We start from the raw sequence: 24,304 nt of genomic DNA, 5'->3' as shown, positions 1-24,304 counted from the left end.
TGCTTACAAGGGTGTCCCGGTGCCTATGCTACCGCTTCTGGCAGGTTGAGCGAGAAAATTTCCTGCGCCCGGTCAATTCCCCGCAACCGATGCCATCCCACCGAAACAAGACGCCTGGTGCACTGCGTCGCCGCGCGCGCGAAACTTTCGGAGACCAGAAGGTGCCGGTCAAGGGAGTCGCACAGACTCTCGATTCGGCTTGCCTCGTTTACCGCGGGGCCGATAACGGTGAAGTCGAGGCGATCCTTGGCCCCCACATTACCGTAAAGTACATCGCCGAGATGCAGCGCGATATCGAGTTGCGTCGTTGGCTTGCCTTCCGCACGCCGGGCCGTATTCAGAGTCTCGGTCCATTGCAGCGCCTCGACAGCCGCATCCAGCGATACCCGGCAGATCGAATCCCGCCCCGTCGCGGACAGATCGAAGGTCGCCAGCAACCCGTCACCCAGATATTTCAGGACTTCCCCACCATGGGAGACGATGGGGCTGGCCATGCAATCCAGATAATCGTCGAGCATGGGCACCAGTTCGTCGCGCGGCAGGGTGTCGGTCAGCGCCGTGAAGCCGCGCAGGTCGGCGAAGAAGACCACCGCATGGATGACATCGACGACGCCGCGCCGGATTTCCCCGCGCAGGATGCGCGTTCCGGCATCCCGTCCGATATAGGTGTCGGCAACGTTGCGGGTGATTTCGGTGCCAAGGATCGTCTTCACGGTCAGCGCGAGACGCGCCAGAAGGCGATCCATGACCGCGATTTCCACATCGAAGAAGCCGCCCGCCCGGGTTGTCGCCCAGGAAATAGCCAGCCCGGTCCGACCGTCAATGACGCCTTCATCGCCGAACGGCAGGATCCGGGCGACATAATCCGTCGCGCCCTGATCGCGAAAAGTTCCAAGAACCGGAAAATCGATCACGGCATCGGGACCTGCCAGGGACCGCCGCAACGTGTAGCTGTCGGTTTCCAGCATGTGGTGGAACGGGCTTTGAATCCAGTCATCGGTCTCCAGCAGCGAGTAGGCGATGGCTTCGCGCACCACGCCCTCGTCGATGCGCCAGCGGAACGATATGGAAGTGAAGCTGGGATGCAGCGTGCGCATGGATATAAAGCAGCGCCACAGCGGGATGCCGAGGCCGCACAGACCTTTGCAGAACCCCTCAAGAACATCCTCCAGCGGCGAACCGCGCAGCCCCTGTTGCACCAGCCAGTCGCTCAGCGCCTGGACCCGCGCACCGTCGGCCTCCCATTCCGGCGCTATGAGGATTTCGTCTGACGGCACGGCATTCCACCTTCCCGGAAACCCGTCCTATTCGGCGGGTAGATCAGATCATGGTTTTTTGGAATCACCTCTGGCGATCCAACAAACACGTGAATCTGATCTATCTTGTTGAAGATATAGATGGTGTAACGGGCTTCTGGCCAGGTTTGAGTATCGTAGTGGTCATCCCTCACAATGATGATGTTGAACGGAGTCAGGCATTGGGCCTGCCCCAAGCATCCAGGGAGGGATGACCATGGAGAATTATGTCGGAATAGACGTCTCGCTGGAAGCATCAAGTATATGTGTTGTTGACGGATCGGGTGCGGTTTTGCAGGAAGGCAAGGTTTTTAGTGATCCGGAACCGCTGATCGCCTGGCTTTCCGGCCTTGAGGGTTCGGTGGTTCGCGTTGGACTGGAAGCGGGTCCGTTGTCGCAATGGCTTTATGCGGGGCTCCGGGACGCCGGTTTCGCGGTTGTGTTGCTGGAGACGCGCCCTGTTCGCACGGCTTTCAAGACGATGCCGGTGAAGACGGGCCGCAAGGATGCGCGGGGTATCGCGCAGTTGTTGCGTCTTGGCTGGTTCCGTCCGGTGCACTGCAAGTCGCAGGAGACGCGCGCGCTTCTGGCGGCGCGCAAGCTGCCGCAGGTGAAGCGGCACGATGTTGAGATGAGTATCCGGGGCATCCTTCGGGGTTTCGGGCTGAAGGTGGGCAAAACGACGCGCCGGCATGACCGTGCGGGAGGATAGATAAAAAAGGAGCAAACAAGGATTTTCCGGGACGTTCGCCCCCGGAAAACAGGGCCCCTTCACCGGGACGCGGGATCGGGTCAGATCGGGAAGGTGCTAAGTGCGGCCAGCACAGCCAGGCACGTTTAAAATAGATTGGGCGGCCCGGTTCTTCCAACCCCATCATGCAGCGACCATTGTGTCGACTGCGGACAGAAGAGAGAGCCCGGTGAGAAGATCGTTGTTGCGAGGGATTGACAAACGAACGCCCGTTACGGAAGAACCTTCACATGGTTGGTTGGATCGCCAGAGGTGATTCCGACCAACCGTGATCTGATCTAGCGGGGTCGGGCGGGAAACGCCGGGACCAGCAGCTTGATCCCGGCCGCCTCCAGCGCCTGTTTTATGGCGCCGTTTACCGCGTAGCGGTTCTGGAAATAGGTCTTGCTCGGCACCCAGTAGCGCAGGCCGAGCGCGATGGCGCCATAATCGAAATCGTGAATACCGACCTGCGGCGCCGACGCATTGATCATCGTCACATGCTCCGCGATGACACGGCGGATGATGTCCGTCGCCCGGCTTGTGTCCGCGTCGATGTCCACATAAATGACCGATTCGACGATGCGATTGGCGTCTGAATTGACCAGGATTTCCCCGACGATTTCCTTGTTCGGAATGGTGATGCGTTCACCGTCCTCGCCCCGCAGATAGGTCGCGGCCATTTTCACTTCCTCGACAACGCCGCTGACGCCCTTCACGGCGATGGTATTACCGACAACGAAGGGGCGGGTAACGATGATCGCGAGTCCGGCGGCGTAATTGGACAGCAATCCCTGCAGCGCCAGGGTTGCGCCGAAGGCGCCCGCACCCGCCAATGCGATGAACGGGGCGATGGTGATGCCGAAATTGCCCAGCGTGATGATGATCGTGAAGACAATCAGGACAATGCGGACCAGATTGGCGATGAAACGGGAAAAAGTAATGTCCATCGCCTTGCGTTCGCACAGCCGCAGGACCCGCCCCGCGAGCCAGTTCGAAACAATGAGCCCGACCGCGAGGACGACCAGAGCGCCGAGGATCCGGAACCCGTAGGCGATAGCGAATTCCATACCCTTCTCGATCAGCCCGGTCAGCGATTCGATATCCACCTCCATTCGACCCCCCCCCTGCGCTTCGGTGTTTCACTTCGCTGTCACATTATGGCAGATTGCCATAATAACGACGCTGAAACAGAGGAAACTTCATGCGGATTCTTATTGCACTGGTGCTGCCATGGCTGCTGTTTTTCACCATCGGACGGCCCCTTGCCGGGATCATCTGCCTCATCCTCCAGCTGACCGTGATCGGCTGGATTCCCGCGGCGATCTGGGCGGTCTATTCGCTCAGCCAGTACAATACGGACAGGAAGATAGACGCGCTGAAGGCTTCCCACTAACCGGACCGGAATATGGCAATGCCGCGAATCACCGGGGGTACCGTCATCAGGCTGCTGGTACTGTCCCTCGTCGTCGGGCTGATTCTGGCAGGGCTCAATATCGACCCGCAGAATATCCTGGTTTCCATGCGCGATGGCGCGATAAAGCTGTTCGATATGGGCGTGGACCTGTTCGGCTGGGCCTTCACCTATGTCCTGCTCGGCGCGGTTGTCGTCATTCCGATCTGGCTGATCGTCTATATCTGGCGGTATATGCGCGGCAGCCGCTAGATCAGATCATGATCGAAACCCGATCTAATCAGAATCCGGATTGATAAAGTCTTCCGGCGGCAATGGCTTGTACGGCAGGTTCGCCAGTATGCCGGCGATGCCTTCAACGAAGCGTTTTATAGTCAGCCCTTCTCCGGCGGGCGCGGGCGCCGCCGGGCGCTGCGTTCGGGCAATTGCCGCCGGGGCAGTCGGTATCGGCCGCGCCGGCAGGCCTTTCGATGCCTGCGCCATGATATCCTGCCACAGCGCCGCGGGCAGCTGCCCGCCGGTCACGCGCTTTGTCGGCGAATCGTTGTCGTTACCGAGCCAGACGCCGGTGACGAAATCCGCCGAATAGCCGACAAACCAGGCGTCGCGGTGATTCTGGCTGGTGCCGGTCTTGCCCGCGACGGGGCGATCGGCCAGCGCCGCGGCGCGGCCGGTGCCCCGCGTCACGACCTCCCGCAGCATCCCGTTCATGGCGTCCAGATAGGCCGGCGCGATGACATGCCCCAGATCCGTATCATCACGGCGGTAAATGACCGAACCGTCGCGGGTCCGCACCTCCAGGATGCCATGCGGCACGATTGCCTGGCCGCCATTGGCAAAGGGCGCATATGCCGAGGTCAACTCCAGCAGGCTGACCTCCGACACACCCAGGGAACTCGACGCATGCGGCGTTATCGGCGAGGTAATGCCGAGCCGCCGCGCGGTATCGACGACCCTGTTCCGGCCGGCCTTGCTGGCGACCTTCACCGTGACCGTGTTGACCGACCTGGCCAGCGCGTCGCGCAGCGTGATATCCCCCAGATATTTGTTAGAGAAATTACCCGGGGTCCAGCCGTCCACCGTGACCGGCGAATCGCGCAGGACCGTATCCGGCCGCAACCCGGCTTCCAGTCCGGCCAGATAGACAAATGGCTTGAAGGCGGAACCGGGCTGGCGCTGCGCCTGAACCGCGCGATTGAACTGGCTGCCCGCATAGGACTGGCCGCCGACCATGACCCGCACCGCGCCGCGATGGCCCAGCATGACCACGGCGCCCTGCCCCACGCCCCGTCGCTTGCCTTCCTTCGCCAGCAAACGGTTCACGGATGCTTCCGCCAGGCGTTGCAGCCTGGGATCGAAGGTCGACAGCACGATGAGGTCTTCATCGCGATTGCCGATGAGGAGCGGCAGCCGTTCCTCCACCCAGTCGACGAAATAGCGGGAACTGGCCGTGCGGGACTGCTCCATCAGCCGGGCCGGCGCCTTGCGCGCCGCGGCCGCCTGTTTCTCGTCGATATAGCCGGCAGCAACCATGTTCTGCAGCACCTGCGCCGCGCGGTCGCGCGACAGTTTCAGGTCGTTGGTGGGCGCATAGCGCGACGGCGCCTTCAGCAGTCCGGCCAGCATCGCCGCTTCCTGCAGGTTCACCTGACGGGCGGATTTACCGAAATACCGCTGCGCCGCGGCTTCGACGCCATAGGCGCCCGCCCCCAGGTAAACCCGGTTAAGATACAGGGTCAGGATATCGTCCTTGGTCAGCCGCGCCTCGAGCCACAGCGACAGCATCAGTTCGCGAATCTTGCGCAGCACCGTTCGGTCGGGCGTCAGGAACAGGTTCTTGGCCAGTTGCTGTGAGATCGTGCTGCCGCCCTGGACAACCCGGCCGGCTTGGAAATTGGCCAGCATCGCGCGGCCGAAGCCGATGATATCCATGCCGAAATGATGGTAAAAGCGCCGGTCTTCCGTCGCGATCACCGCGCGCGGCAGGTGGGGCGGCATCTGGGAGACGTCGATCAGCACCCCGTTGAACGCGCCACGCTGTTCCAGGACGCCGCCATCGGCGGCCAGCACGGTGATGCCGGGGCTTTGCTTGACCCGCCACAGATCGGCGGTTTCGGGCATTTCCGGCGCCATGAGCAGGAACAGCGCCGCCCAGATGACGCCAAGCGAAATGAACGCGGTCGCCAGCAGGCTGGCAAGGCGGCGCATCAGGGAACGCTTGCGAACCGGCGGTGCTTTCTGCTTCGTTTTCGCAGATTTCGCAGGTTTCTTTTTCGGTGTCTTTGCCAAACCGGGCGCTCATTCCCCGTCGCGTTTCAGGGGCGACAGGGTGAACCCTTTCGATGCGGGCTGCAGGTCATTTCCGCTGCCCGCGCCGGCACCCGCGAAGCGGCGATAAATCTGCCGGATACCGCGCCATATTTTCGGCAGGAGCCACATGGCAATCAGAATGAAGACGAACAGGAAACCGAGGAACACTGTCGGCTGGAATACCGCGAGCGACAGTCCGGCGACAACAGCGACATCCTCGAAAATCGACGCGGCCCAGTTGCTGAACGGTTCGGGCGAGGTATTGATCACCGCACGGCTGCCGGCCTTCGTGGCGTGGCTGCCGGCGGCGACAGCGGCGCCCCCCAGCAGCGCCAGCGCCACCATGTAATCCTCGCCCAGTCCGGCCGTGGCGCCCGCGGCCATCAGGGCGCCGGCCGGAATGCGGATAAAGGTATGCACCCCGTCCCACAGGCTATCGACGCCCGGAATCTTGTCCGCAAAGAATTCGATAATGTAGACGGCACCGGCAATGACCAGAACCACGGGGCTGCTCAGCGGGTCCAGCCCGGCGGGCAGGTCGACCAGACCGGTCGAGCCCAGCAGGCCCAGGACCAGGACAGTCGCATAAAGGTTGATCCCGCTGGCCCAGGCGGCCCCCATTGCCAGTGTGATGATCGAAAGTGCGTCCAAAACCGGCCCCCGAGATCCCGCGTCTGTCCCGCATTGCAGCTGGCGCGCGGGACACACAGATAGCCCATAAATGGGCAATTCCGCATGAAACGGCAACCGATTTCTACGGCGCCGCAATATCGTTTCCCGGGACGCCTGATTCGGCGGTATCGCGGTTACCGGTCCCGCCCGCCACCGCTCGGGCCGTGAATGGCTCAGGACCGGATACGGCTTTCCCGGTCGAACAGGGCGCGGTCGAAGTTTTCCAACTGCGTCACGACCCGGCCGAAGATACTGTCCGGCGGGTATCTGCCTTCCGCATCCGCCTCCCCCGCCGGCGTATCCATGAACAGCGCCGACGCCTCGTCGATCGTGCGCACGCTCCAGATATGGAATTCGCCGGCCGCGACCGCCGCCGCGACATCGTCCCGCAGGATCAGGTTCTGTTCGTTGGATGCGGGCACGATGACGCCCTGCGTCCCGGTCAGCGCGCCGTTCTCCCGGCAGGTCCGGAAAAAGCCTTCGATCTTGTGATGCGCCCCGCCGATGGCCTGCGCCTCGCCGCGCTGGTTGATCGACCCGGTAATCGCAAGGTCCTGTCGCAGCGGCAGGCCCGACAGGTCCGAGAGAATCGCCAGCAGTTCCGCCAGGGAGGCGCTGTCGCCCTCGACCCCGCCGTAATTCTGCTCGAAGGTAATGGAACAGTTGAAGGATAACGGAAAGCGCCTGGCGAAGTGCCCGGACAGGAACCCCTGCAGCACCATGACGCCCTTCTGCTGGATCGGCCCGCCCATGGCGACGCTGCGTTCGATATTAATCACCCCCAAGCGCCCGACCGAGGCCCGCGCCGTGATTCGCGACGGCCCGCCAAAGGCGTGGTCGCCCATCTGGCGCACGGTCAGCCCGTTGACCTGCCCTGTCGTCCGACCCTCGGTGGCGATCATTAAATGGCCGTCCCGGATCGATTCCTGCATCCGGTCCTCCACCCGCGCGTTGCGGCGGCGGCGGTTTTCCAGGGCCAGCATGACCATCTCCAGCGTGAGCCGTTCCTGCCCGGCCTTGTGCGCCAGTTCGACCGCTTCGATGACCACGTCGTCGACCATCTCGAACCGCGCCGTCAGCTTCCCACGGTTGGCGGCCCAGCGCGATGCGATACCGAGCAGCCGCTGGACTGCCACATCGTCGCACTCGAATCCGCGATGATCCCGCGCGATATTCCGGATCAGTGCCGCGTAACTGGCCGCGTTCTCCGGCGTCACGTCCATGTCGGCATCGATTTCCGCCTTGATCTTGAAATAGGTCTGAAAATCCGGGTCGACTGAAAAGAAACTGTAATACCAGTGCGGCGCGCCGATGATCACAACCTTCAGGTCGAGCGGAATCGCCTTTGGCTGCGGCGCGCCCGCAAGTGGCGTACTGCCGGTACGCTGCAATTCCTCGATCCTGATCTCCCGGTCCCGCAGTGCCGCCTTCAGGTAATCCCAGCTGATCGGGTTACGCGCCAGCGCATCGGCGCGCAGCACCAGAATACCGCCATTGGCGCGGTGCAGCGACCCGGCCCGGATCATCGAAAAATCGGTATTGAGACCGCCCTCCGTCGGCCGGTACTCGATCCGACCGAATAGATTTTCATAGGTCGGGTTGGCTTCCAGCAGCACGCCGGAATTGCTGTCGTCGCTGTGATCGACAAACAGGTTGACCGCATACCGGCTTTCCGGGTTCTCGCGCCTTTGCTCCTCATCGCCATGGACACCGAAGATCGCCAGGTTTTCCAGCACGTCCTCATGCATTTGGACCAGCCAGCGGACCGCGCCCGTATAGCCGCCCAGTTCCTCCTGCACCGCGTCGAACAGCGGCGCAATCGCGTTGTTCGCGGCCTGCCGATAGAGTTCCGTCATCCGGGCGCCGAGCGCGGCCTGTTGCTGGACCGCCCGGCGGTTGACGGCCGCCATCCGCTCGCCGATCTCACGGGCCGCTTCCTGGCGGCGCCCCCGCTCCTCGGCGCTCAATGTATCCGGCGGGACCTGATTGCCCTCGGCATCCACGGAAACGATGGAAGGTCCCTGGGGCGTCTGCACAATATCGATACCCTGCGCGCGCGCCTGGGCCCGCAGGGTATCCATTTCCGCGCCCACGGATTGCTGCAGCCGGCCGCCTTCCGCCCTGACTTCGGCCTGGAAGGCATCGCCGCCAAGCGCCGTCGCCAGCCCTTCCTGAAGTTGGTGCACCAGCAGGGCGATCCGGTCGCGGAACCGCCGCCCGCCCCCCGCCGGCAGGGAAAGCGGGATCGGTCGGTAGCTGCGCCGGAAATTGTTCAGATAGATCCAGTCACCCGCCGGGCCGGTACCCTCGACGAAGGATTCAAGATATTTCATCGTCGCGGTCATGCGGCCGCTGCGGTCCTCGCCGACAACGAAAACATTGAACCCGAGGTCGGCGACATTCAGCCCGAATTCCAGCGCCTGACGGGCGCGGGAATGACTCGACAGGGAAAAGACATCGCCGACGGCCGCCCCGCCGAGGGAAATGGCTGGAAATGCGATATCGGCGGCGTCGAGTTGTCTGGCAGGCATGGTCGGGTCCCCTTCATGTGGAACCCGTGTTTAAAGCAAATCCGGCAAGCTGGGAATTGCCGAAGACGATACCAGGAAACCGCCTTCTGATGTGCTCTAGTTTCAATAAGGTAGATCAGATTCACGCGATTGTTGGATCGCCAAAGGCGATTCCAACAAACCACGATCTGATCTAGCCGAACAGGCCGAGGATCGCCGTCTGGCTCTGCCCCGCCAGGCTGAGGGCGTTGATACCGATCTGCTGGCGCGTATCGATCGCCAGCCGGTTCGCCGCTTCCTCGGTCAGGTCCGCCTCGGTCAGCCTGGCCGCGCCCGATTCCAGCGTATTGGTCAGATCACGGGTGAAATCGAGCCGCGTCTGAAGCGCCGAGGTGCTGGCCCCCAGGGCAGCCGTACTGGTCCGCACACTGGCCTGCGCCGCCTGTGTCTGGGCAAGCGCCGCATCGATGTCGGCGTCCGTGGCGAATGTCGTTGCATTGATCCCGAGACCGGCGCTGGAGGAATCCGCGCCCTGGATCGTCAGGCTGCTGGAACCGTCTTCATTCAGCGAGACTTCCAGATCGTCCGGGGATTCCTGGACCAGGTTGGTCCCGTTGAAGCCGGAATCCCGCGCCAGGCCGTCGATCTGGTTGCGCAACTCGTTGAACTGGCCGGCCAGCGCCGCGCGCTCATCGGGGTTGCCGGTGTTCCGCGCCGCGCGCGCCAGCCCTTCCGCCTGCCGGGTCAGTTCGCCGATAGCGTCCAGCCCGTTGGTGGCCGCCTGAATCGTGCTGATCGCCTGGTCGACCCCGTCCTTGGTGCCGGACAGATCCTGCGCCCGGTTGCTGAGCGACTGCGCGGCGAAAAACTCGCTCGCCCCGTCCAGCGGATCACGGACCCGCAGACCGGACGAAAGGCGATTGTCCGTCTGCGCCCCCTGCTGCGACGTCTGTTGCAGGCTGAAAAGGTTCGCACGAACGGCGCTGGATAATCCGATTTGTTCTGCCATTTTCGTCAGCACCCGACCCGGTATTCTCCGGCTCGCTCCCAATGTTAACGGTCACGCGGAAACAATATATACACCCCACGCCGGAAATCAACTGTAAACTATTGAAACTTAAAGATAATCGTTAACCTTTACAGGACAAATACCGATAAAATTGTATCCGGTTCTGTAAACCTTTGCGCCGGCGAGCGCCTCGATATGCATTGGATCCCGTCCAAGGCCTTGGCATTGCTTCCGAAAACCGGGGAAGAACATGGCGGACGGAAACCGCGAATCGCCGCCCGACCCCGGCTGTTCCGACCGGCATTCCACTACCTGCATAGTCAAACTGGCGACAGGAAATCGACCCTGCTTTCGAGTCGCGCCCAATTCGGGGCACCCTTGCGTTAAAACAGGGATCGAGACTCGTTTTCTGGTGTCTGGACGAATCACGCAATTCGCGCTTCCTTGTCGTCGGCGGCAGAATTTGGCATCGTCACCTCTGCAACAGCAAATTTGGAGAAACCACAAACGTGCAGCAAATCGACTGGCCCACCGCAATATTCGATGTATTGCGCGAAAAGGGCGTGACGCAGGTATGCCATGTCCCCGATGCGGGACACGACCGGCTGATCAAGCTCTGCAACGGGCATAACGACATGTCCGTCACGACGCTGACGACGGAGGAGGAAGGGGTCGGCCTGCTGGCCGGCGCCTGGCTTGGCGGGCAGCGGGGCGTGCTGCTGATGCAGAGCAGCGGCGTCGGCAACACCATCAATGCGCTGGCGCTGCCGGCGGCCTGCCGCATGCCGCTGCTGACCATCGTGTCGATGCGCGGCGAATGGGGCGAAGGCAATCCCTGGCAGATCCCCGCGGGACGCGGCGCGCCCAGGGCGCTGGAAGCCATGGGCGTCGCACTGTACCGAGCCGATACGGCCGAGGAGGTCGGCAGCACCGTCGATGCCGCTGCCCGGATCGCTTTCGACACGAACAATCAGACGGCAGTATTGCTGTCGCAGCGCCTGATCGGCGCGAAGTCGTTCTGATGGCGGGGCAATTGCACAGGCGGGATGTCGTGGCGGTGCTGCTCGCGCCACGCACCCCCGATACACTGGTCGTCGCCGGGCTCGGTTCCTCCGCCTGGGATGTGACGGCGGCGGGCGACAATCCGCTCAATTTCAGCCTGATCGGCGGCATGGGCCTGACGGCGATGATCGGCCTTGGCCTCGCCACGACGCAGCCGGACAAGCAGGTGCTGGTCATCACCGGCGACGGCGACATGCTGATGGGCATGGGATCGCTGGCGACGATTGCGCGGGTTGCGCCCCGCAACCTGTCCATTGTCGTGCTGGACAATGAAATGTTCGGCGAAACCGGCGGTCAGCCAACCCATACCGCCGGGTCGACCGACCTTGCCGCCGTAGCGGCAGCGACGGGTATCCCCAGAACGGGAACGGTGCGGACCGATGCCGAACTGAAGGCGCTGATCCGGTCGATCTATCATGAAACGGGGCCGCAATGCCACGCGGTCAAGATCATGCATGAAGAACTGGTGAGCCTCAAACCGCCGCTCGACGGGGCGTATGCCAAGGACCGGTTCCGGATCGCGCTGCTGGGCGACCAGGCGGCGGTCGGGGGCTATCGGGGTTAGCGCCCGGCGGCAGAGGTCAGGCCGGCGCACGACGCCCCCGCACCGCGTTAGCGGGCGGAATGGTTCCCGGTCGTCCTGCAATGCCGGCCGGCGGAACCGCTTGCGGCGGCCGGTGTTTATCCCGTGGCTGGATCCGCGCGGGCACAAACCGGTCAGGAACGCAAATGGCAGTTGGAAAGAGGCAGCATGATGGAAGGTTCGGGCTTCGCGGCCGTTCTGGGCTGGCTGGCGACGGCGGCGTCGGTTACCAGTTTCGTCCCCCAGGCTGTCAAGATCATCCGGACGCGTGAAACGGCCGATATTTCCATCGGGATGTATGTCCTGACCGTCAGCGGCTTTATGCTGTGGACAGGCTACGGGACAATGATCGGCGCCTGGCCAATCATCGTCACCAACACGATCTGCGCCAGCCTGTCCGCCTTTATCCTCCTGATGACCCTGCTGCCGCGCCGGAAGCGCGAAGCCGTCGCCGACGCCCTTGACCCGGAATAGCGGCGCTTCGCCCTGATTCTATCGGAGGCCGAGGCCGCGGGCGACGATGCCGCGCAGGATTTCCGTCGTCCCGCCCTGCAGCGTCAGTTTCGGCGCGATCAGGATCGCATGCTGCAGCAGGTCGTCCAGCGTCGCGCGGTTGCCCGTTTCCTCATCGATGAAGGCCGCGAGTTCCCGCACCCTGCCCGGCAATGCCTGTTCCCAGTTGGTGCCGAGTTCCTTGACGATGGAGCCTTCCAGCATCGGCTCCTTGCCGGCCTGCAGCATGCCGTTCACCGACACGGACATACGCCGCATCGTATGCAGTTGCGCAACGAGTCGCCCGACTCCCTCGGCGCCGCGCGTATCGGGCCGGTCGCCCAGCGCGCGTACCAGTTCGACCAGCGTATACAGGGTCTCGAGGAACCGCTCCGGCCCGCTGCGTTCATAGGCCAGTTCGGTCGTCGCCTGTTTCCAGGCGGAGTCGATTTCGCCGAGCACATGATTGTCGGAAATGAAGGCGTCCTCGAACACGACCTCGTTGAAATCATGCATGCCGTTCATGAACCGGATCGGGTTCACGGCGATACCCGGCGTGTTCTTCATATCGACCAGAAACTGCGTCAGCCCGTGCCGACGGTTTTCCGTCGTCGCGGGCGATGTACGGAACAGGCCGATCATGTATTCGGCATGATGCGCATTGGTCGTCCATATCTTCGCGCCGTTCAGCAGCCAGCCGCCATCGGCCTTCGTGGCCCGCGCGCTGGCGGCGAACAGGTCCGAACCGGTATTCGGCTCGCTCATCCCGATGCAGAAACAGCATTCGCCGCGCGTGATCCGCGGCAGGACATCCAGCTTGATTTCCTCCGGCGCGTATTTCAGCAGCACCGGGCCGCTCTGCCGGTCAGCGGTAAAATGCGCTCTTGTGGGCGCGGCGACCGCCCGCAATTCCTCGGTCACGACGTAGCGCTCCAGGAAACTGCGTTCATGGCCGCCGTATTTTTTCGGCCAGGTCATGCCGATCCAGCCCTTCGCCCCCAGCTTGCGGCTGAATTCGCGGCTGAAGCCGTCGGTTTTCGGCGCCGTGTTCGGGTCGAATGTCCCCTCGGCGATCTGTTCGTCCAGGAACGCGCGAACTTCAAGGCGCAGCGCCTCGGCTTCGGGGGGAAGGCGGATCGGATCGAATTCGATTGCGCTTGCCATGATGTCTTGATTCCCTTCCCGCTACTGCGCCGTAACCATGGGCCACAGGGCGTCCGCGCCGCGCGCCGCCACCATTTCACCCAGTCGCACGGCCCAGACGCTTTCGCTGCCGAAATCCTCGCGCCACGACCACAGCCGCATCGTATAGCGGTGCAGGATATGCTCGTCGGTAAAACCGATGGCGCCATGCACCTGATGCCCGATTGCCGCCCCTTCGCCGGCGGCTTCGCCTACGCGGGTTTTCGCGGCGGCCACTTCGAACAGCACCTGGTCGTCGAACGATGCGCTGCGGCCCAGCCGGTCCGCGACGGCGCCGACGGCGGCGATGGCGGCGGCGGTCTCACCGCCCAGCCGCGCGAGGTTATGCTGCACCGCCTGGAATTTGCCGATGGGCCGCCCGAAGGCCACCCGTTCCTGCGCATAGTCCACCGACATGTCGAGGATGCCCCGCAAACCGCCGGCGATCTGCGCCGTGCGGGCAGCCGCCCCCATCTGGAACAGCGCGTCCTCGTCTATACCGTCCGGCGCGAGTTCAACAATTTGGGGGATGACCCCGTCGAAACAGACCGTGTCCAGTGCATCGCCCGCCAGATTCTTCCCGGCGGCGATGGCGCAATCGGCGCAGTCCACCAGCGCGACCACGGCATCGTTTCCCCGGCGCGCCAGAACCGCGATGCCCCCGGCATCACGGGCAAAGGGAATTTTCCGGGCGGTGCCGCGCAGTGCGCCGTCGGCGTCCAGTTCGATCCGCTCGCCGCGCCGCGCCGGCGCGACGGTCATCGGCCCCTGCGGCACAACGATATCCGCCCGCGCCAGAAGCCATCCCGCCAGCAGGGTTTCCGCCAGCGGGATCGAAACCGCGTATTCGCCGGCGACCCGCAACACATCGAAGCCATCGGCGATGTCCGCGCCGGCGCCGCCGAGGTCGTCCGGCGTCCAGGCCTGGGTCAGGCCCGCTTCCTCCAGCGTATCCCACAACGCCTGCTTCCAGCTTTCATCGCGCGCATTGAGGATCGTCCGCGGCGCACCGAGATCCTGAAATATCCGTGTCGCGGTATCGATAATGATTGAGTCGGTGTCTTCCATGCCCGCTGGGTTCCCCTGATCCTGGTCCACGGCTGCTGTCTCGTCAGCCGGGAAATGACAGTAATGCAATAATATCCCGCAGCATCGGAGACAATACCCTTGCGCCACTACCATCCGGATTGTCTTTTCTATGTCGTTGCGCACCGGCATCCTGATTGAGGTGATGCAGAGCACGATGAAGATCTCCTCGCTGGTCTTCGGCATCCTCGCGCTGTATCCGGCGCTGGCCACATGGCTGCCCGCCGCGATCTACGGCATCACGTTCCAGTAGCGGATACAACGACGACCAATGCCATCCTGCCCCCCACCAAGCCATCCCGCGCCCCCAACTGTCATCCCGCACTTGATGCGGGATCCATGCCATGACCGCACCTTCGATGCCATTCAGGCGTCACCGTTTCTGGATCCCGCATCAAGTGCGGGATGACAGGTATTGAATGTGAAGACGAACGTGGAACCTGTCAGGACATTCAGTCGCCGATCAGGTATCCGGCCGCCCGGTCGCGCATGCGGAGCATTTCGCCGGCAATTCTGTCCACGCCGAGCGCGTCCATTTTTTCCGTGATATCGATGGCGACCATGCTGCGCGACACCGCCCCTTCGGCGTCGAAGAACGGCACGGCGACAATCGTCACGCCGCTGATATACTCCCCCCGGTCGATCCCGTAGCCGTCCCGGCGGGTCTGTTCCAGCTGCGCCTGCCAGGATTCGAATGTCGGCGGGTTGTCCCATTTCAGCCTGTCGAACCAGCCGCGCAGGGTTGCCTCATCGATACTGCCGAAGGCGGCGACGCAGCGCCCCGTCGCGCTGATCAGCGCGGGAAACCGGCTGCCAAGGTCGACCGAAAGCCGGAAGGGCTGCCGCGCCTGGGACAGCGCCAGCACCACCATATGGCGCCGGTCGACCAGCTGGGTCGCGATCGCCGTCACGCCGAAACCGGTCGAAAGCCCGGTGAGCATCGGCTGGATGACGGTCGCGAAGCTGTTGCGCTGGATGGCGCTGCGGGCGATGGGCAGGATGCCGATATCGACGGCATAGCGCTTCGAATGATCGTCGAAGGCGACCAGCCCCTCATCGACGAGAACCCGGAGAATATGCAGGCAAGTGCTCGGCACAAGGCCCAGGTCCCGCGCCATCTGGTTGACTCCCACGGGCTCGGATGAGGCTCCAAGCCGCCGCAATATCCCGATAGCCCGGGTCACGGCCGGCACCCGCCGATGGGTCGATGGGGAAGACTGTCGTTCTGCCATAGGCGGGGTCCGTCTCTATTATTGTCTATATACAATAATATACTCATATTGACAATGATAATGCCAACCTCATAGGATGGGAAAATCCGGCGCGTGGCGGCGAGCAGCAACGCCGGAAGGAGGGAATCCGTGGCGAGGCTGACCGATTACACGTCCTACAGTGACGCGCAGGCGCATTTTTCCCGCCAGCGGCTGTGGGACCTGTTCGACGGCGCGCGGGAACGGCTGAACATCGCGCATGAATGCGTCGACCGGCATGTTGCCTCCGGCGGCACGGCGCTGCGCATCGCCCATGCCGACGGCGCGGACGAGATCATCGGCTTCGCCGAACTCGCCGCCGGTTCCGCCCGGTTTGCCCATTACCTGCAATCGCGCAACATCGAGCATGGCGACCGCATCGCCGTGATGCTGGAACCGTCGCTGGCGTTCTATATCGCCATGTTCGGCGCGATGAAGGCGGGCGCGGTGGCGGTGCCGATGTTCACGCTGTTCGGGCCGGACGGCATACGCCTGCGCGCGGACGACTGCCGGCCCAGGCTGATCGTCACGAATGTGGAAAAAGCAGAGGACGCGCTATATGACGGCGGCCCCGAAATCGTCGTGGCGGACGCGGCCTTTCTGCAATCGCTGAATGGGTTCGACGACAGTTTCAAATGGCGGACCGCCGGCGACGACCTGGCCGTGCTGCAATATACATCGGGCACCACGCGCAACCTGCCCGAAGCCGTGCGGCATTCGCACCGGTCCATTGTGACCCTGATGATCGCCGCGCTGTACGCGACCGGCATCCGGCCCGGCGACCGGTTCTTCTGCCCGTCATCGCCGGCCTGGGGGCACGGGCTGTGGCACGGAACCTTGGCGCCGCTGGCGCTGGGCGTTTCCACCGGCACGTTCAGCGGCAGGTTCGACGCCGTGCGCCTGCTGCGGGCGCTGCAGGATTTCGGGATCACGAACCTTTCCGCCGCGGCGACACATTACCGGATGATGCGCAATTCGGGCCATGCGGGGGATTACACCTACAGCATCGAGAAGCTTTCCTTCACCGGCGAGCCGATCGACAGCGAGACCGCTGGTTTCGTCGAAGCCCTGTTCGGCGCGAAAGTATGCAGCATGTACGGCACGACGGAGGTCGGCGTCATCCTGGCCAATTACCCTGGCGCCGCGGACCTGGAAGTGCGCGCCGGATCGCTGGGCAAACCCGTGCCTGGCGTCGCGGTCGAAGTGCACGGGCCGGACGGCAAACCGCTGCCGCCGGGACGGACGGGCGAGTTGGTCGTGCGCCGGCGCGATGGCTGGTTCCCGACCAAAGACCTGGGGCGGACCGATGCCGACGGTTATTTCTACCACGCCGGGCGGGCCGACGATGTCATCATCTCCGCCGGCTGGACCATGAGCGCCGTCGAGATCGAGGATGCGATCCTGAAGCATGACCGGGTCGCCGAAGCCGCCGTGATCGGCGTGCCGGACGACACCCGTGGCCAGGTCGTCCGGGCCTATATCGTGCGGAAAGGCGACCCCGCGAGCGGGCTGGAAGCGGAAATCCAGGACCTCGTCCGCGCGAACCTGAGCCGCCATGAATATCCCCGGCAGATCGAATTTGTCGACGCCCTGCCCAAAACCCCGGCCGGCAAGGTCAACCGCAAGGCGCTGCGCGACGCGGCACGGGACGCCTGAACGCCGCCATCCCTATTTGCAAGGAGCACCAGATGAGCACGGATACAGTGGAAGAATTCCCGAAGATCACCGAGGAAGGGCTGGCGGCGCTGCGCGAACGCATCGGGGTGAAGATCGGGAAAACCGCCGAGCCCTGGTGCTACGAGGCAACGCGCGACAACATCCGCCACTACGCCCACGGCATCGGCGACGACAACCCGCTGTGGTGCGATCCGGACTATGCCGCGCAGACGAAATACGGCAACGTGATCGCGCCGCCGAGCTTCCTGTTCGCGACCAACCGCATCATCTCCGGCTATGTCGGCGGCATGCCCGGCGTGCACGCCATGTGGGCCGGCGCGGAATGGCACTGGCGCAAGCCCGTCGCGCGCAATACCGAAATCCGCACCGAGGCCTGGCTGAAGGATCTGATCGAGCACGACACCCGTTTCGCCGGCCGCACGGTCCAGCAGATCTACCACGTGAACTTCTACGGCGATGACGGCGACCTGCTGGCCGAGGCCGACAGCTGGTGTTTCCGCACCGACCGCGACATCGCCCGCGAGAAAGGCACGAAATACAGCGAGGTCAAGGCCGGCCCGCTGCGCGTCTATAGCCAGGAGGAGCTGGACAGCTATTACCGCTACTACGAGGAAGAGGAAATCCGCGGCGCCGAACCCCGCTACTGGGACGACGTGCGCGAAGGCGAGGCACTGCCGACGATGGTCAAGGGCCCGATGACCGTCACCGGCTTCATCGCCTATGCGCAGGGCTGGGGCGGGCTGTATATCCGCGCCAACAAGCTGGCCTGGCGGCAGGCTTCCAGCCATCCGGGGCTCGGCATCAAGAACCGCCGCGGCATCCCCGACTGTCCCGAGCGCGTCCATTGGGAAGAGGAATTCGCCCACAAGGTCGGCGTGCCGGGCGCCTATGATTACGGGCCGGAACGCTGCTCCTGGCTGACCCATCACATCACCAACTGGATGGGCGATGACGGCTTCCTGCAGAAGGCGAAATGCCAGGTCCGCCGCCACAATCCGGAAGGCGATGTCATCCTGATCGACGGCACGGTCAGCCGCAAATTCGTCGAGGGCGGCAAACACCTCGTCGAGATTTCGCAGCGCGCGGTGAACCAGGACGATGAACTGTCGGCCATGGGTTCCGCCGTGGTCGAATTGCCGCATCGCCAGTAAACCAGGGTAATGTCACAAATCGCCGTTACGCCGTAACAGGAGGGGGTGTCCGAATGACCTACAGGCAAATCGAGGTGCGGCCGATCAGCGGCGCGCTCGGCGCGGAGATTTTCGGCGCCGACCTGTCGCGCGACCTGCCGGACGACACCATCGCCGAAATCCGCCGCGCCTGGCTGGACAATCTGGTGATCTTCTTCCGCGACCAGACGATAACCCCGGCGCAGCAGCTGGCGCTGGCGAAGCGTTTCGGCGAGCCGGTGGAATACCCGTTCATCCGGGGGCTGCCCGATTTCCCGGAAATCACCCCGGTGGTCAAGCTGGCGCATGAAACGGTGAATTTCGGCGGGCTGTGGCACACCGACACGACCTACCAGCAGCGCCCGCCCATGGCCTCGATGCTCTACGCGCTGGAACTGCCGCCCTATGGCGGCGACACCCTGTTCGCGAACTGCTATCGCGCCTACGAAACCCTGTCGGACGGGTTGAAGGCGGTGCTGGACCCGCTGACCGGCATCTACTCGTCGCACAAGGGGCGGGTGGTGGACACGCGCGCCGCGCGCGCCGCGGATTCGCCGAAGGAAGACGCGAAGGTCGCCCGCGTGGCCGAACACCCGGTGGTCCGCATCCATCCCGAAACCGGGCGCAAGGCGCTGTATGTCAGCTTCGCCCATACCACCTGCTTCAAGGGCTGGACCGAGGCGGAAAGCAGGCCGCTGCTCGACTACCTGTTCGAACACCAGACCCGGCCCGAATTCACCTGCCGCTTCCGCTGGGCGGTCGGTTCGGTCGCGCTGTGGGACAACCGCTGCGCCCTGCACAACCCGATCAACGACTACCACGGCTACAAGCGCGTGTTGCACCGCATCACCTTCGCCGGCCAGGAAACGTCCTGACGTTTTCGGGTCGCCTGTCAAAAAAACCCGCCACCGTAATCCCGCACACCCTCCAGTCATCCCGCACTTGATGCGGGATCCATGAACGGCGCCGCGACTCTGGCGTCGAAGGAGTGGTCGCAGCATGGATCCCGGCTCGGGGGCCGGGATGACAGGTTGCGTTCTGCCCCTTGCGCTGACCCGCCCCATCCGCCGACAATCGGACCCGCACAACAGGGGGATACGCCGCATGGCCATGAACTACGACCACGTGATGTCGCTGACATCGCAGGGCAACCGGTTTTCCTACACCGACCGGGAAACCATGCTGTACGCGCTGGGCATCGGCATGGGGCGCGATCCGCTGGACGAGATCGAACTGGCCTATGTGTTCGAGCGCGAACCGCTGAAGACCGTGGCCTCCATGGCCAGCGTGCTGGCCCGGGTGCCGATCATGGCGGAGAGCGGTTATAACCGCGCGATGGTCGTGCATGGCGAAATGAGCATTACCCTCGACCGTCCCCTGCCGCCGGAAGGCGAGCTGATCGCCGATGCGCGCGTCGTGGAAGCCTATGACAAGGGCGAAGGGCGCGGCGCGCTGGTCTATGTCGAAACGAAGGTCCGCACGGCGGATGACGATAAGCCGCTGTTCACCACGCTCAGCGCCTCGTTCTGCCGCGGCGATGGCGGGTTCGGCGGTTCGACCGCACCGACCCCGGAACCCCACACCATGCCCGACCGCGCGCCGGATTTCACCTGCGCGCTGGAAACAAGGCCCGACCAGGCGCTGCTGTACCGGCTGAACGGCGACCGCAACCCGCTGCATTCCGACCCGGCGCTGGCGAAACGCGTCGGCTTCCCGGTGCCGATCCTGCACGGGCTGTGCACCTACGGCACCGCCTGCAAGGCGATCCTGCAGACGGTTTGCGATTACGACCACACCATGATCCGCGGGCTGGACGTGCGCTTTTCCGCGCCCGTCTATCCCGGAGAAACCATCGTCACCGACATGTGGCGCGACGGCAACATCGTGTCCTTCCAGTGCCGCCTGAAGGAACGCGACGTCACGGTCATCCGCAACGGCAAATGCACGCTGGCCTGAACCGGCCAAAACAGGAGAAACGACCATGAGCGAATACGAACGGCCCCTGCCCCAGCCGACGCCGGAGACCCAGCCCTACTGGGACGGCGCGAAGGCGGGCGAGTTGCGGTTGCAGCGCTGCGGCGGCTGCGGCCATGTCTATTTCCCGGCGCGGCCGTTCTGCCCCGCCTGTTCGTCGCGCGATGTGGCGTGGTTCACCGCCAGCGGCAGGGGCACGCTGTTCAGCTATGTCATCAACCACCGCGCGCCGAAGGGATTCGAGGCGCCCTATATCATCGCCGTGGTGCAGCTTGAGGAAGGGCCGCGCATGATGTCCAACCTGGTCGACTGTCCGCAGACGCCCGAGGCGCTGACCCTCGACATGCCGCTGGAGGTCACCTTCGTCACCGCGACCGACGATATCTCCATTCCGCAATTCCGCCCCGTGGGAGCCTGATCCATGAAACAGAAATCCGTTGCCGTCGTCGGCGCCGCCGAAACCACCGGGCTGGGCAGGATCCCCGACATGTCGCAGATCCAGCTGCATGCGGACTGCGCGCTGAACGCCATGGCCGATTGCGGGCTGACCGCGAAGGACATCGACGGCGTCGCCTGCGCCGGGCAGACGCCGGTGGAGGTCGCGCATTACCTGGGCATCACGCCGACCTGGGTGGACGGCACCGCCGTCGGCGGCTGTTCGTTCATGCTGCATGTCCGCCACGCCGCCGCCGCGATCAACGAGGGGCTGTGCAGCACGGTGCTGATCACGCACGGGGAAAGCGGGCGCTCGCAGATCGGCCGCGCCCGGCCGGTGCCGCCGCCCTCCAGCCTGATCGGCCAGTTCGAATTCCCCTACGGCCCGATGGGCCCGCCGACCATGTTCCCCATGCCGGTGATGCGCTACATGAAGGAAACGGGCGCGACGCATGAGGACTTCGCCACCGTCGCCGTGATCCAGCGCGAATGGGCGGCGATGAACCCGCGCGCGACCTTCCGCGAGCCCACCAGCGTGCAGGAAGTGCTGGACAGCCGCATGATCGCCTACCCGTTCCGGCTGCTGCAATGCTGCCTGGTCAGCGACGGCGGCGGCGCGCTGATCCTCACCTCGGCGGAGCGGGCCAAAGATTTCCCGACCAGGCCGGTCTATATCCTCGGCACCGGGGAAAGCGTGGAAACGCCGATGGTGTCGCAGATGGAAAGCTTCACCTCGTCGCGCGCCTTCCGGGTCGCGGGTAAAAAGGCCTTCGACGAGGCCGGCATCGCGCACGGCGATGTCGATCACCTGATGATCTATGACGCCTTCGCGCATCTGCCGGTCTTCGGGCTGGAGGACCTCGGCTTCTGCGAACCGGGCGAGGCGGCGGGCTTCATCCGCGCGCGCAACACCGCCCCCGGCGGCAGGCTGCCGATGAACACCAATGGCGGCGGGCTCAGCTACTGCCACACGGGCATGTACGGCATGTTCGCGCTGCAGGAAAGCGTCCGCCAGATCCGCGGCACGGCCCCGGCGCAGGTGGCGGGCGCGAAGCTGTCCGTCTGCCACGGCGTCGGCGGCATGTTCGCCGCCAGCGGCACCATCGTGTTCTCCAACGAGGCGCCCTGACGCAAGGGAGTGCGGGAGCGGCATGAGACGACAAGGCAATTGCGAAACGGAACTTGTATTTTCGCTGCATCGAGGACGCCCGATCAGGTTCACACGGCGGCGAAAAGCTGGAGCGGTTGATTATTGAGGCATATTTGCCTTGTCGGGATGCGAAATGCCGATGCCATGAATTTGTCACAATTTCGGGACCGGGAATGTGTATGCTGGGTACCGGGAACGGGCAGGCTTCCGCGTGCAACCCAAGGAGTCAGAACCATGCGTAAGGATCATTTACTGCGTACCACCGCCATCACGGCAATTCTGGCATTCGGCCTCGTGGCGCTGCCCGTCCAAATTGATGGCAGCCTGATACCTGCGGATAATGCGGCCCTGGCCCAAGGAGGCGGAGGCGGCGGCGGCGGTGGAGGCAACGGCGGCGGCGGCGGAAACGGTGGCGGCAATGGCGGCGGCAATGGCGGCGGCGGCGGTAGTGATGGCGGTGGCGGAAACAGTGGCGGCGGCGCCGGCGGCAGCAGCGCATCTGGCCACGGCAACAGCAGTGGTCACGCGGGTCAGTCCGGCCCGGGAGAAACCTCTGGACAAGGGCTTTCGGCTTCGGCCGGGGCCGGTCAGAACGCCGGCCAACAAGGTGCACATGCCAGTTCCCTCGGCAATCTGAACGCGGCGCATGCCTCGCCGACCGCGCTGGCGAACGCGGCGCCGAACTCAATTGTCGGTTTGCTGGGCGCTTACGCGGCCGACGTCGAGGCCGGCATGACCACGGAAGAAGCAGTTGCCGCGCTCAGTGAGTTCGGGAACAAATCGGTTGACGAGGACGTGGTGTCCGAAGTCAATTCCCTGCTGGGTGTCGAAACCACCGATCCCGAGGACGACGCGACGACGGGCGAGAATACCGCGGCCGCCGATACGGACACGACTGACCCGGATGCGGAATCGACCGGCGCGACACAATAGAAGCCACCAGGCCTGGATCAGATCACAGTTTACGGGAATCGCCTCTGGCGATCCGGCAGCCATGATCTGATCTATCCCTTTAAATTAAAAGCAAATTCACGTGATTAATCGGAATCACCCGGGTGATTCCGATTAATCACGATTTGCTTTAACGTCGGGAATCAGCCGGTTCGTCCCGCAGGTGCGTGAGCAGATCCGGGTCGATCCCGGTCCCGGTCCCAATCTTCGCGGCGCGGCGATAAGCAGCAATGGCGCGCATGGTGCGCGGCCCGGCAATGCCGTCCACGGGACCGGACTCGAAGCCCCGCGTGTTCAGCGCATGCTGGACGAACATGACCGTGGGGCCATCATCCAGACGCACCCGGTCCGCCTGCAGGGCCAGCGGCGTCCAGTCGGCGGCGGCGGCGATTGCCCTGGCCCGGGCGGCGGCATTCAGTTTTACAGCGATCCTGTCGCGTATCGGCCCCGCCTTGTCATTGCCCTTGCGCGCGGCGCGGTCCAGCCAGACATAGGCCCGTTCCAGGTCCCTCGGGAGCCCCGACCCGGCGGCCCAGGCCAACCCGGTCATGTAAGCGGCATCGGCAACACCCTGCGCCGCCGCGCGCGCGAACCATCGCGTCGCCCAGCCCCGGTTTTCAACGGTACCGCGGCCGGTCTGGTACATCGACCCCGATACGTACTGGGCTTCGGCGTGACCCTGTTCCGCCGCGCGTTCGAGCCAGTCGAGGGCCGTCGCGTCGTCGTGCGCCACGCCGCGGCCCTTCAGATAGGCAAGCCCCAGATTGTATTGCGCGCCGGCGTTTCCCTGGTCCGCCGATTGCCGAAACAGGCCTGCCGCGCGCGATGGGTCGGCGGGCACGCCGCCCCCGCGCAGATATGCGAGGCCGAGCAGGAATTGCGCCTGGCTGTGCCCCTGCGCCGCGGCCCGTTCAAACCAGCGCGCCGCCCGGGTGTCGTCGGCGGGAACGCCCCGGCCCGACCGGTACGCAAGCGCCAGGAGGAATTGCGCCTCGCTGTCACCCTCCCCGGCGGCCTGCCGCAGCAGCGCCGCGCCGCGCGCCTCGTCCCGGGGGACGCCGTCCCCATCCATGAAACGACGCGCCTCGACGGCCCGGGCCGACGGTCCGGCATCGTCGGTCGCGGCGAAAGGGTTGGGAATGACGGCGCAGCCGCCCGCCAGCAGCAGGATCGCAACGGCGGCGGCGAGTCGGGCATGGCATCGTGGCATTGTCTGTGTATCCTTCCGACCAGTCTTGCGCCCGCTCCCCCGTCAAGAATACGCACCGCCGGATTTCATGCAAGGGGCAGCGCCGGCGCCGGCAGGGTACAATCATGAATCGTTAACGTGCGAGGATTTCGGCGCGGAATGCC

General features: G+C 64.2%; 23 protein-coding genes and 1 pseudogene. 14 read left to right on the top strand and 10 right to left on the bottom strand.

Translation table 11 applies throughout. The annotated features are described in order from the left end of the window. Positions 1–23: 23 nt before the first annotated feature. The gene (locus tag WD767_19415; protein ID MEX2618261.1) at positions 24–1,277 is read right to left on the bottom strand and encodes an adenylate/guanylate cyclase domain-containing protein; all 1,254 of its coding nucleotides are present in this window, start codon (positions 1,275–1,277) and stop codon (positions 24–26) included. A 226-nt stretch (positions 1,278–1,503) separates the two neighbouring features. On the opposite strand from WD767_19415, the pseudogene WD767_19410 reads away from it, so the two are divergent. Beyond that, positions 1,504–1,983 (top strand): annotated as a pseudogene (locus WD767_19410) (transposase). A 341-nt stretch (positions 1,984–2,324) separates the two neighbouring features. Here the strand turns inward: WD767_19410 and WD767_19405 are convergent. Further along, on the bottom strand, positions 2,325–3,140 hold the full coding sequence (locus WD767_19405) for a mechanosensitive ion channel family protein (protein ID MEX2618260.1): 816 nt from the start codon (positions 3,138–3,140) through the stop codon (positions 2,325–2,327). A gap of 89 nt (positions 3,141–3,229) precedes the next feature. Here WD767_19405 and WD767_19400 point away from each other — a divergent pair, with 89 nt between their 5' ends. Then, entirely contained in the window at positions 3,230–3,421 is a 192-nt protein-coding gene (locus tag WD767_19400; GenBank protein MEX2618259.1) for a YqaE/Pmp3 family membrane protein, read from the top strand. A gap of 18 nt (positions 3,422–3,439) precedes the next feature. After that, the gene (locus WD767_19395) at positions 3,440–3,691 is read left to right on the top strand and encodes a DUF6460 domain-containing protein (GenBank protein MEX2618258.1); all 252 of its coding nucleotides are present in this window, start codon (positions 3,440–3,442) and stop codon (positions 3,689–3,691) included. Positions 3,692–3,715: 24 nt separating this feature from the next. On the opposite strand, the gene WD767_19390 is transcribed toward WD767_19395, so the two are convergent. From WD767_19390 to WD767_19375, 4 genes are all read right to left on the bottom strand, one after another. Beyond that, positions 3,716–5,647 (bottom strand): PBP1A family penicillin-binding protein, encoded by a 1,932-nt coding sequence (locus WD767_19390; protein ID MEX2618257.1) that lies wholly within the window; start codon positions 5,645–5,647, stop codon positions 3,716–3,718. Between the two features lie 90 nt (positions 5,648–5,737). Next, complete coding sequence (locus WD767_19385) at positions 5,738–6,400, bottom strand: DUF4126 domain-containing protein (protein MEX2618256.1); 663 nt, start codon at positions 6,398–6,400, stop codon at positions 5,738–5,740. 194 nt (positions 6,401–6,594) lie between these two features. Next, positions 6,595–8,952: an AAA family ATPase gene (locus WD767_19380; protein MEX2618255.1), complete on the bottom strand. Its 2,358-nt coding sequence runs from the start codon at positions 8,950–8,952 to the stop codon at positions 6,595–6,597. Positions 8,953–9,124: 172 nt separating this feature from the next. Then, positions 9,125–9,940: a flagellin gene (locus WD767_19375; GenBank protein ID MEX2618254.1), complete on the bottom strand. Its 816-nt coding sequence runs from the start codon at positions 9,938–9,940 to the stop codon at positions 9,125–9,127. Between the two features lie 509 nt (positions 9,941–10,449). Between WD767_19375 and WD767_19370 the strand changes: the two genes are divergently transcribed. From WD767_19370 to WD767_19360, 3 genes are all read left to right on the top strand, one after another. Continuing rightward, positions 10,450–10,962 (top strand): thiamine pyrophosphate-binding protein, encoded by a 513-nt coding sequence (locus WD767_19370; GenBank protein ID MEX2618253.1) that lies wholly within the window; start codon positions 10,450–10,452, stop codon positions 10,960–10,962. Next, positions 10,962–11,567, top strand: coding sequence for a thiamine pyrophosphate-dependent enzyme (locus WD767_19365; GenBank protein ID MEX2618252.1), 606 nt, complete (start codon positions 10,962–10,964; stop codon positions 11,565–11,567). The genes WD767_19370 and WD767_19365 overlap by 1 nt, the downstream gene beginning before the upstream one ends. 186 nt (positions 11,568–11,753) lie before the next feature. Beyond that, positions 11,754–12,059, top strand: a complete 306-nt coding sequence (locus tag WD767_19360) for a SemiSWEET family transporter (protein MEX2618251.1) — start codon at positions 11,754–11,756, stop codon at positions 12,057–12,059. A gap of 18 nt (positions 12,060–12,077) precedes the next feature. On the opposite strand, the gene WD767_19355 is transcribed toward WD767_19360, so the two are convergent. Together WD767_19355 and WD767_19350 are read right to left on the bottom strand one after the other, a co-directional pair. After that, positions 12,078–13,241, bottom strand: coding sequence for an acyl-CoA dehydrogenase family protein (locus WD767_19355; protein ID MEX2618250.1), 1,164 nt, complete (start codon positions 13,239–13,241; stop codon positions 12,078–12,080). Positions 13,242–13,262: 21 nt separating this feature from the next. Beyond that, positions 13,263–14,327: an acyl-CoA dehydrogenase family protein gene (locus tag WD767_19350; protein ID MEX2618249.1), complete on the bottom strand. Its 1,065-nt coding sequence runs from the start codon at positions 14,325–14,327 to the stop codon at positions 13,263–13,265. 130 nt (positions 14,328–14,457) lie between these two features. On the opposite strand from WD767_19350, the gene WD767_19345 reads away from it, so the two are divergent. Next, a complete protein-coding gene (locus WD767_19345) occupies positions 14,458–14,598 on the top strand; it encodes a hypothetical protein (GenBank protein ID MEX2618248.1) in 141 nt (46 codons plus the stop codon). A 199-nt stretch (positions 14,599–14,797) separates the two neighbouring features. Here WD767_19345 and WD767_19340 read toward each other — a convergent pair whose 3' ends face one another. Beyond that, entirely contained in the window at positions 14,798–15,577 is a 780-nt protein-coding gene (locus WD767_19340) for an IclR family transcriptional regulator (GenBank protein MEX2618247.1), read from the bottom strand. Positions 15,578–15,706: 129 nt separating this feature from the next. Between WD767_19340 and WD767_19335 the strand changes: the two genes are divergently transcribed. The 7 genes from WD767_19335 (at position 15,707) to WD767_19305 (ending at position 22,933) form a co-directional block, all read left to right on the top strand. Then, entirely contained in the window at positions 15,707–17,251 is a 1,545-nt protein-coding gene (locus tag WD767_19335; protein MEX2618246.1) for an AMP-binding protein, read from the top strand. Positions 17,252–17,283: 32 nt separating this feature from the next. Beyond that, positions 17,284–18,423 carry a MaoC family dehydratase N-terminal domain-containing protein gene (locus WD767_19330; protein ID MEX2618245.1) on the top strand — a complete coding sequence of 380 codons (1,140 nt, stop codon included), beginning with the start codon at positions 17,284–17,286 and terminating at the stop codon, positions 18,421–18,423. 53 nt (positions 18,424–18,476) lie between these two features. Then, on the top strand, positions 18,477–19,316 hold the full coding sequence (locus WD767_19325; GenBank protein MEX2618244.1) for a TauD/TfdA family dioxygenase: 840 nt from the start codon (positions 18,477–18,479) through the stop codon (positions 19,314–19,316). 229 nt (positions 19,317–19,545) lie between these two features. Next, positions 19,546–20,397 carry a MaoC/PaaZ C-terminal domain-containing protein gene (locus tag WD767_19320; protein MEX2618243.1) on the top strand — a complete coding sequence of 284 codons (852 nt, stop codon included), beginning with the start codon at positions 19,546–19,548 and terminating at the stop codon, positions 20,395–20,397. Between the two features lie 25 nt (positions 20,398–20,422). After that, the gene (locus WD767_19315) at positions 20,423–20,833 is read left to right on the top strand and encodes a Zn-ribbon domain-containing OB-fold protein (protein ID MEX2618242.1); all 411 of its coding nucleotides are present in this window, start codon (positions 20,423–20,425) and stop codon (positions 20,831–20,833) included. Positions 20,834–20,836: 3 nt separating this feature from the next. Beyond that, positions 20,837–21,979, top strand: coding sequence for a thiolase (locus tag WD767_19310; protein ID MEX2618241.1), 1,143 nt, complete (start codon positions 20,837–20,839; stop codon positions 21,977–21,979). A gap of 255 nt (positions 21,980–22,234) precedes the next feature. After that, on the top strand, positions 22,235–22,933 hold the full coding sequence (locus WD767_19305) for a hypothetical protein (protein ID MEX2618240.1): 699 nt from the start codon (positions 22,235–22,237) through the stop codon (positions 22,931–22,933). 148 nt (positions 22,934–23,081) lie between these two features. Here the strand turns inward: WD767_19305 and WD767_19300 are convergent, their stop codons facing one another. Continuing rightward, positions 23,082–24,161: a tetratricopeptide repeat protein gene (locus WD767_19300; protein ID MEX2618239.1), complete on the bottom strand. Its 1,080-nt coding sequence runs from the start codon at positions 24,159–24,161 to the stop codon at positions 23,082–23,084. Positions 24,162–24,304 lie beyond the last annotated feature (143 nt).

Source organism: Alphaproteobacteria bacterium (assembly GCA_040905865.1).
Taxonomy (GTDB): Bacteria; Pseudomonadota; Alphaproteobacteria; order UBA8366.
The sequence above is the reverse complement of the archived record's forward strand: the minus strand, read 5'-3'. Positions and strand labels throughout refer to the sequence as shown.

Bases quoted from the DNA above. Each gene is read 5' to 3' on its own strand.
- WD767_19405 (MEX2618260.1), bottom strand. From the start codon at position 3,140: ATGGAGGTGGATATCGAATCGCTGACCGGGCTGATCGAGAAGGGTATG.
- WD767_19400 (MEX2618259.1), top strand. From the start codon at position 3,230: ATGCGGATTCTTATTGCACTGGTGCTGCCATGGCTGCTGTTTTTCACC.
- WD767_19395 (MEX2618258.1), top strand. From the start codon at position 3,440: ATGCCGCGAATCACCGGGGGTACCGTCATCAGGCTGCTGGTACTGTCC.
- WD767_19390 (MEX2618257.1), bottom strand. From the start codon at position 5,647: ATGCGCCGCCTTGCCAGCCTGCTGGCGACCGCGTTCATTTCGCTTGGC.
- WD767_19380 (MEX2618255.1), bottom strand. From the start codon at position 8,952: ATGCCTGCCAGACAACTCGACGCCGCCGATATCGCATTTCCAGCCATT.
- WD767_19375 (MEX2618254.1), bottom strand. From the start codon at position 9,940: ATGGCAGAACAAATCGGATTATCCAGCGCCGTTCGTGCGAACCTTTTC.
- WD767_19365 (MEX2618252.1), top strand. From the start codon at position 10,962: ATGGCGGGGCAATTGCACAGGCGGGATGTCGTGGCGGTGCTGCTCGCG.
- WD767_19360 (MEX2618251.1), top strand. From the start codon at position 11,754: ATGATGGAAGGTTCGGGCTTCGCGGCCGTTCTGGGCTGGCTGGCGACG.
- WD767_19355 (MEX2618250.1), bottom strand. From the start codon at position 13,241: ATGGCAAGCGCAATCGAATTCGATCCGATCCGCCTTCCCCCCGAAGCC.
- WD767_19350 (MEX2618249.1), bottom strand. From the start codon at position 14,327: ATGGAAGACACCGACTCAATCATTATCGATACCGCGACACGGATATTT.
- WD767_19345 (MEX2618248.1), top strand. From the start codon at position 14,458: ATGTCGTTGCGCACCGGCATCCTGATTGAGGTGATGCAGAGCACGATG.
- WD767_19340 (MEX2618247.1), bottom strand. From the start codon at position 15,577: ATGGCAGAACGACAGTCTTCCCCATCGACCCATCGGCGGGTGCCGGCC.
- WD767_19330 (MEX2618245.1), top strand. From the start codon at position 17,284: ATGAGCACGGATACAGTGGAAGAATTCCCGAAGATCACCGAGGAAGGG.
- WD767_19325 (MEX2618244.1), top strand. From the start codon at position 18,477: ATGACCTACAGGCAAATCGAGGTGCGGCCGATCAGCGGCGCGCTCGGC.
- WD767_19320 (MEX2618243.1), top strand. From the start codon at position 19,546: ATGGCCATGAACTACGACCACGTGATGTCGCTGACATCGCAGGGCAAC.
- WD767_19315 (MEX2618242.1), top strand. From the start codon at position 20,423: ATGAGCGAATACGAACGGCCCCTGCCCCAGCCGACGCCGGAGACCCAG.
- WD767_19310 (MEX2618241.1), top strand. From the start codon at position 20,837: ATGAAACAGAAATCCGTTGCCGTCGTCGGCGCCGCCGAAACCACCGGG.
- WD767_19305 (MEX2618240.1), top strand. From the start codon at position 22,235: ATGCGTAAGGATCATTTACTGCGTACCACCGCCATCACGGCAATTCTG.
- WD767_19300 (MEX2618239.1), bottom strand. From the start codon at position 24,161: ATGCCACGATGCCATGCCCGACTCGCCGCCGCCGTTGCGATCCTGCTG.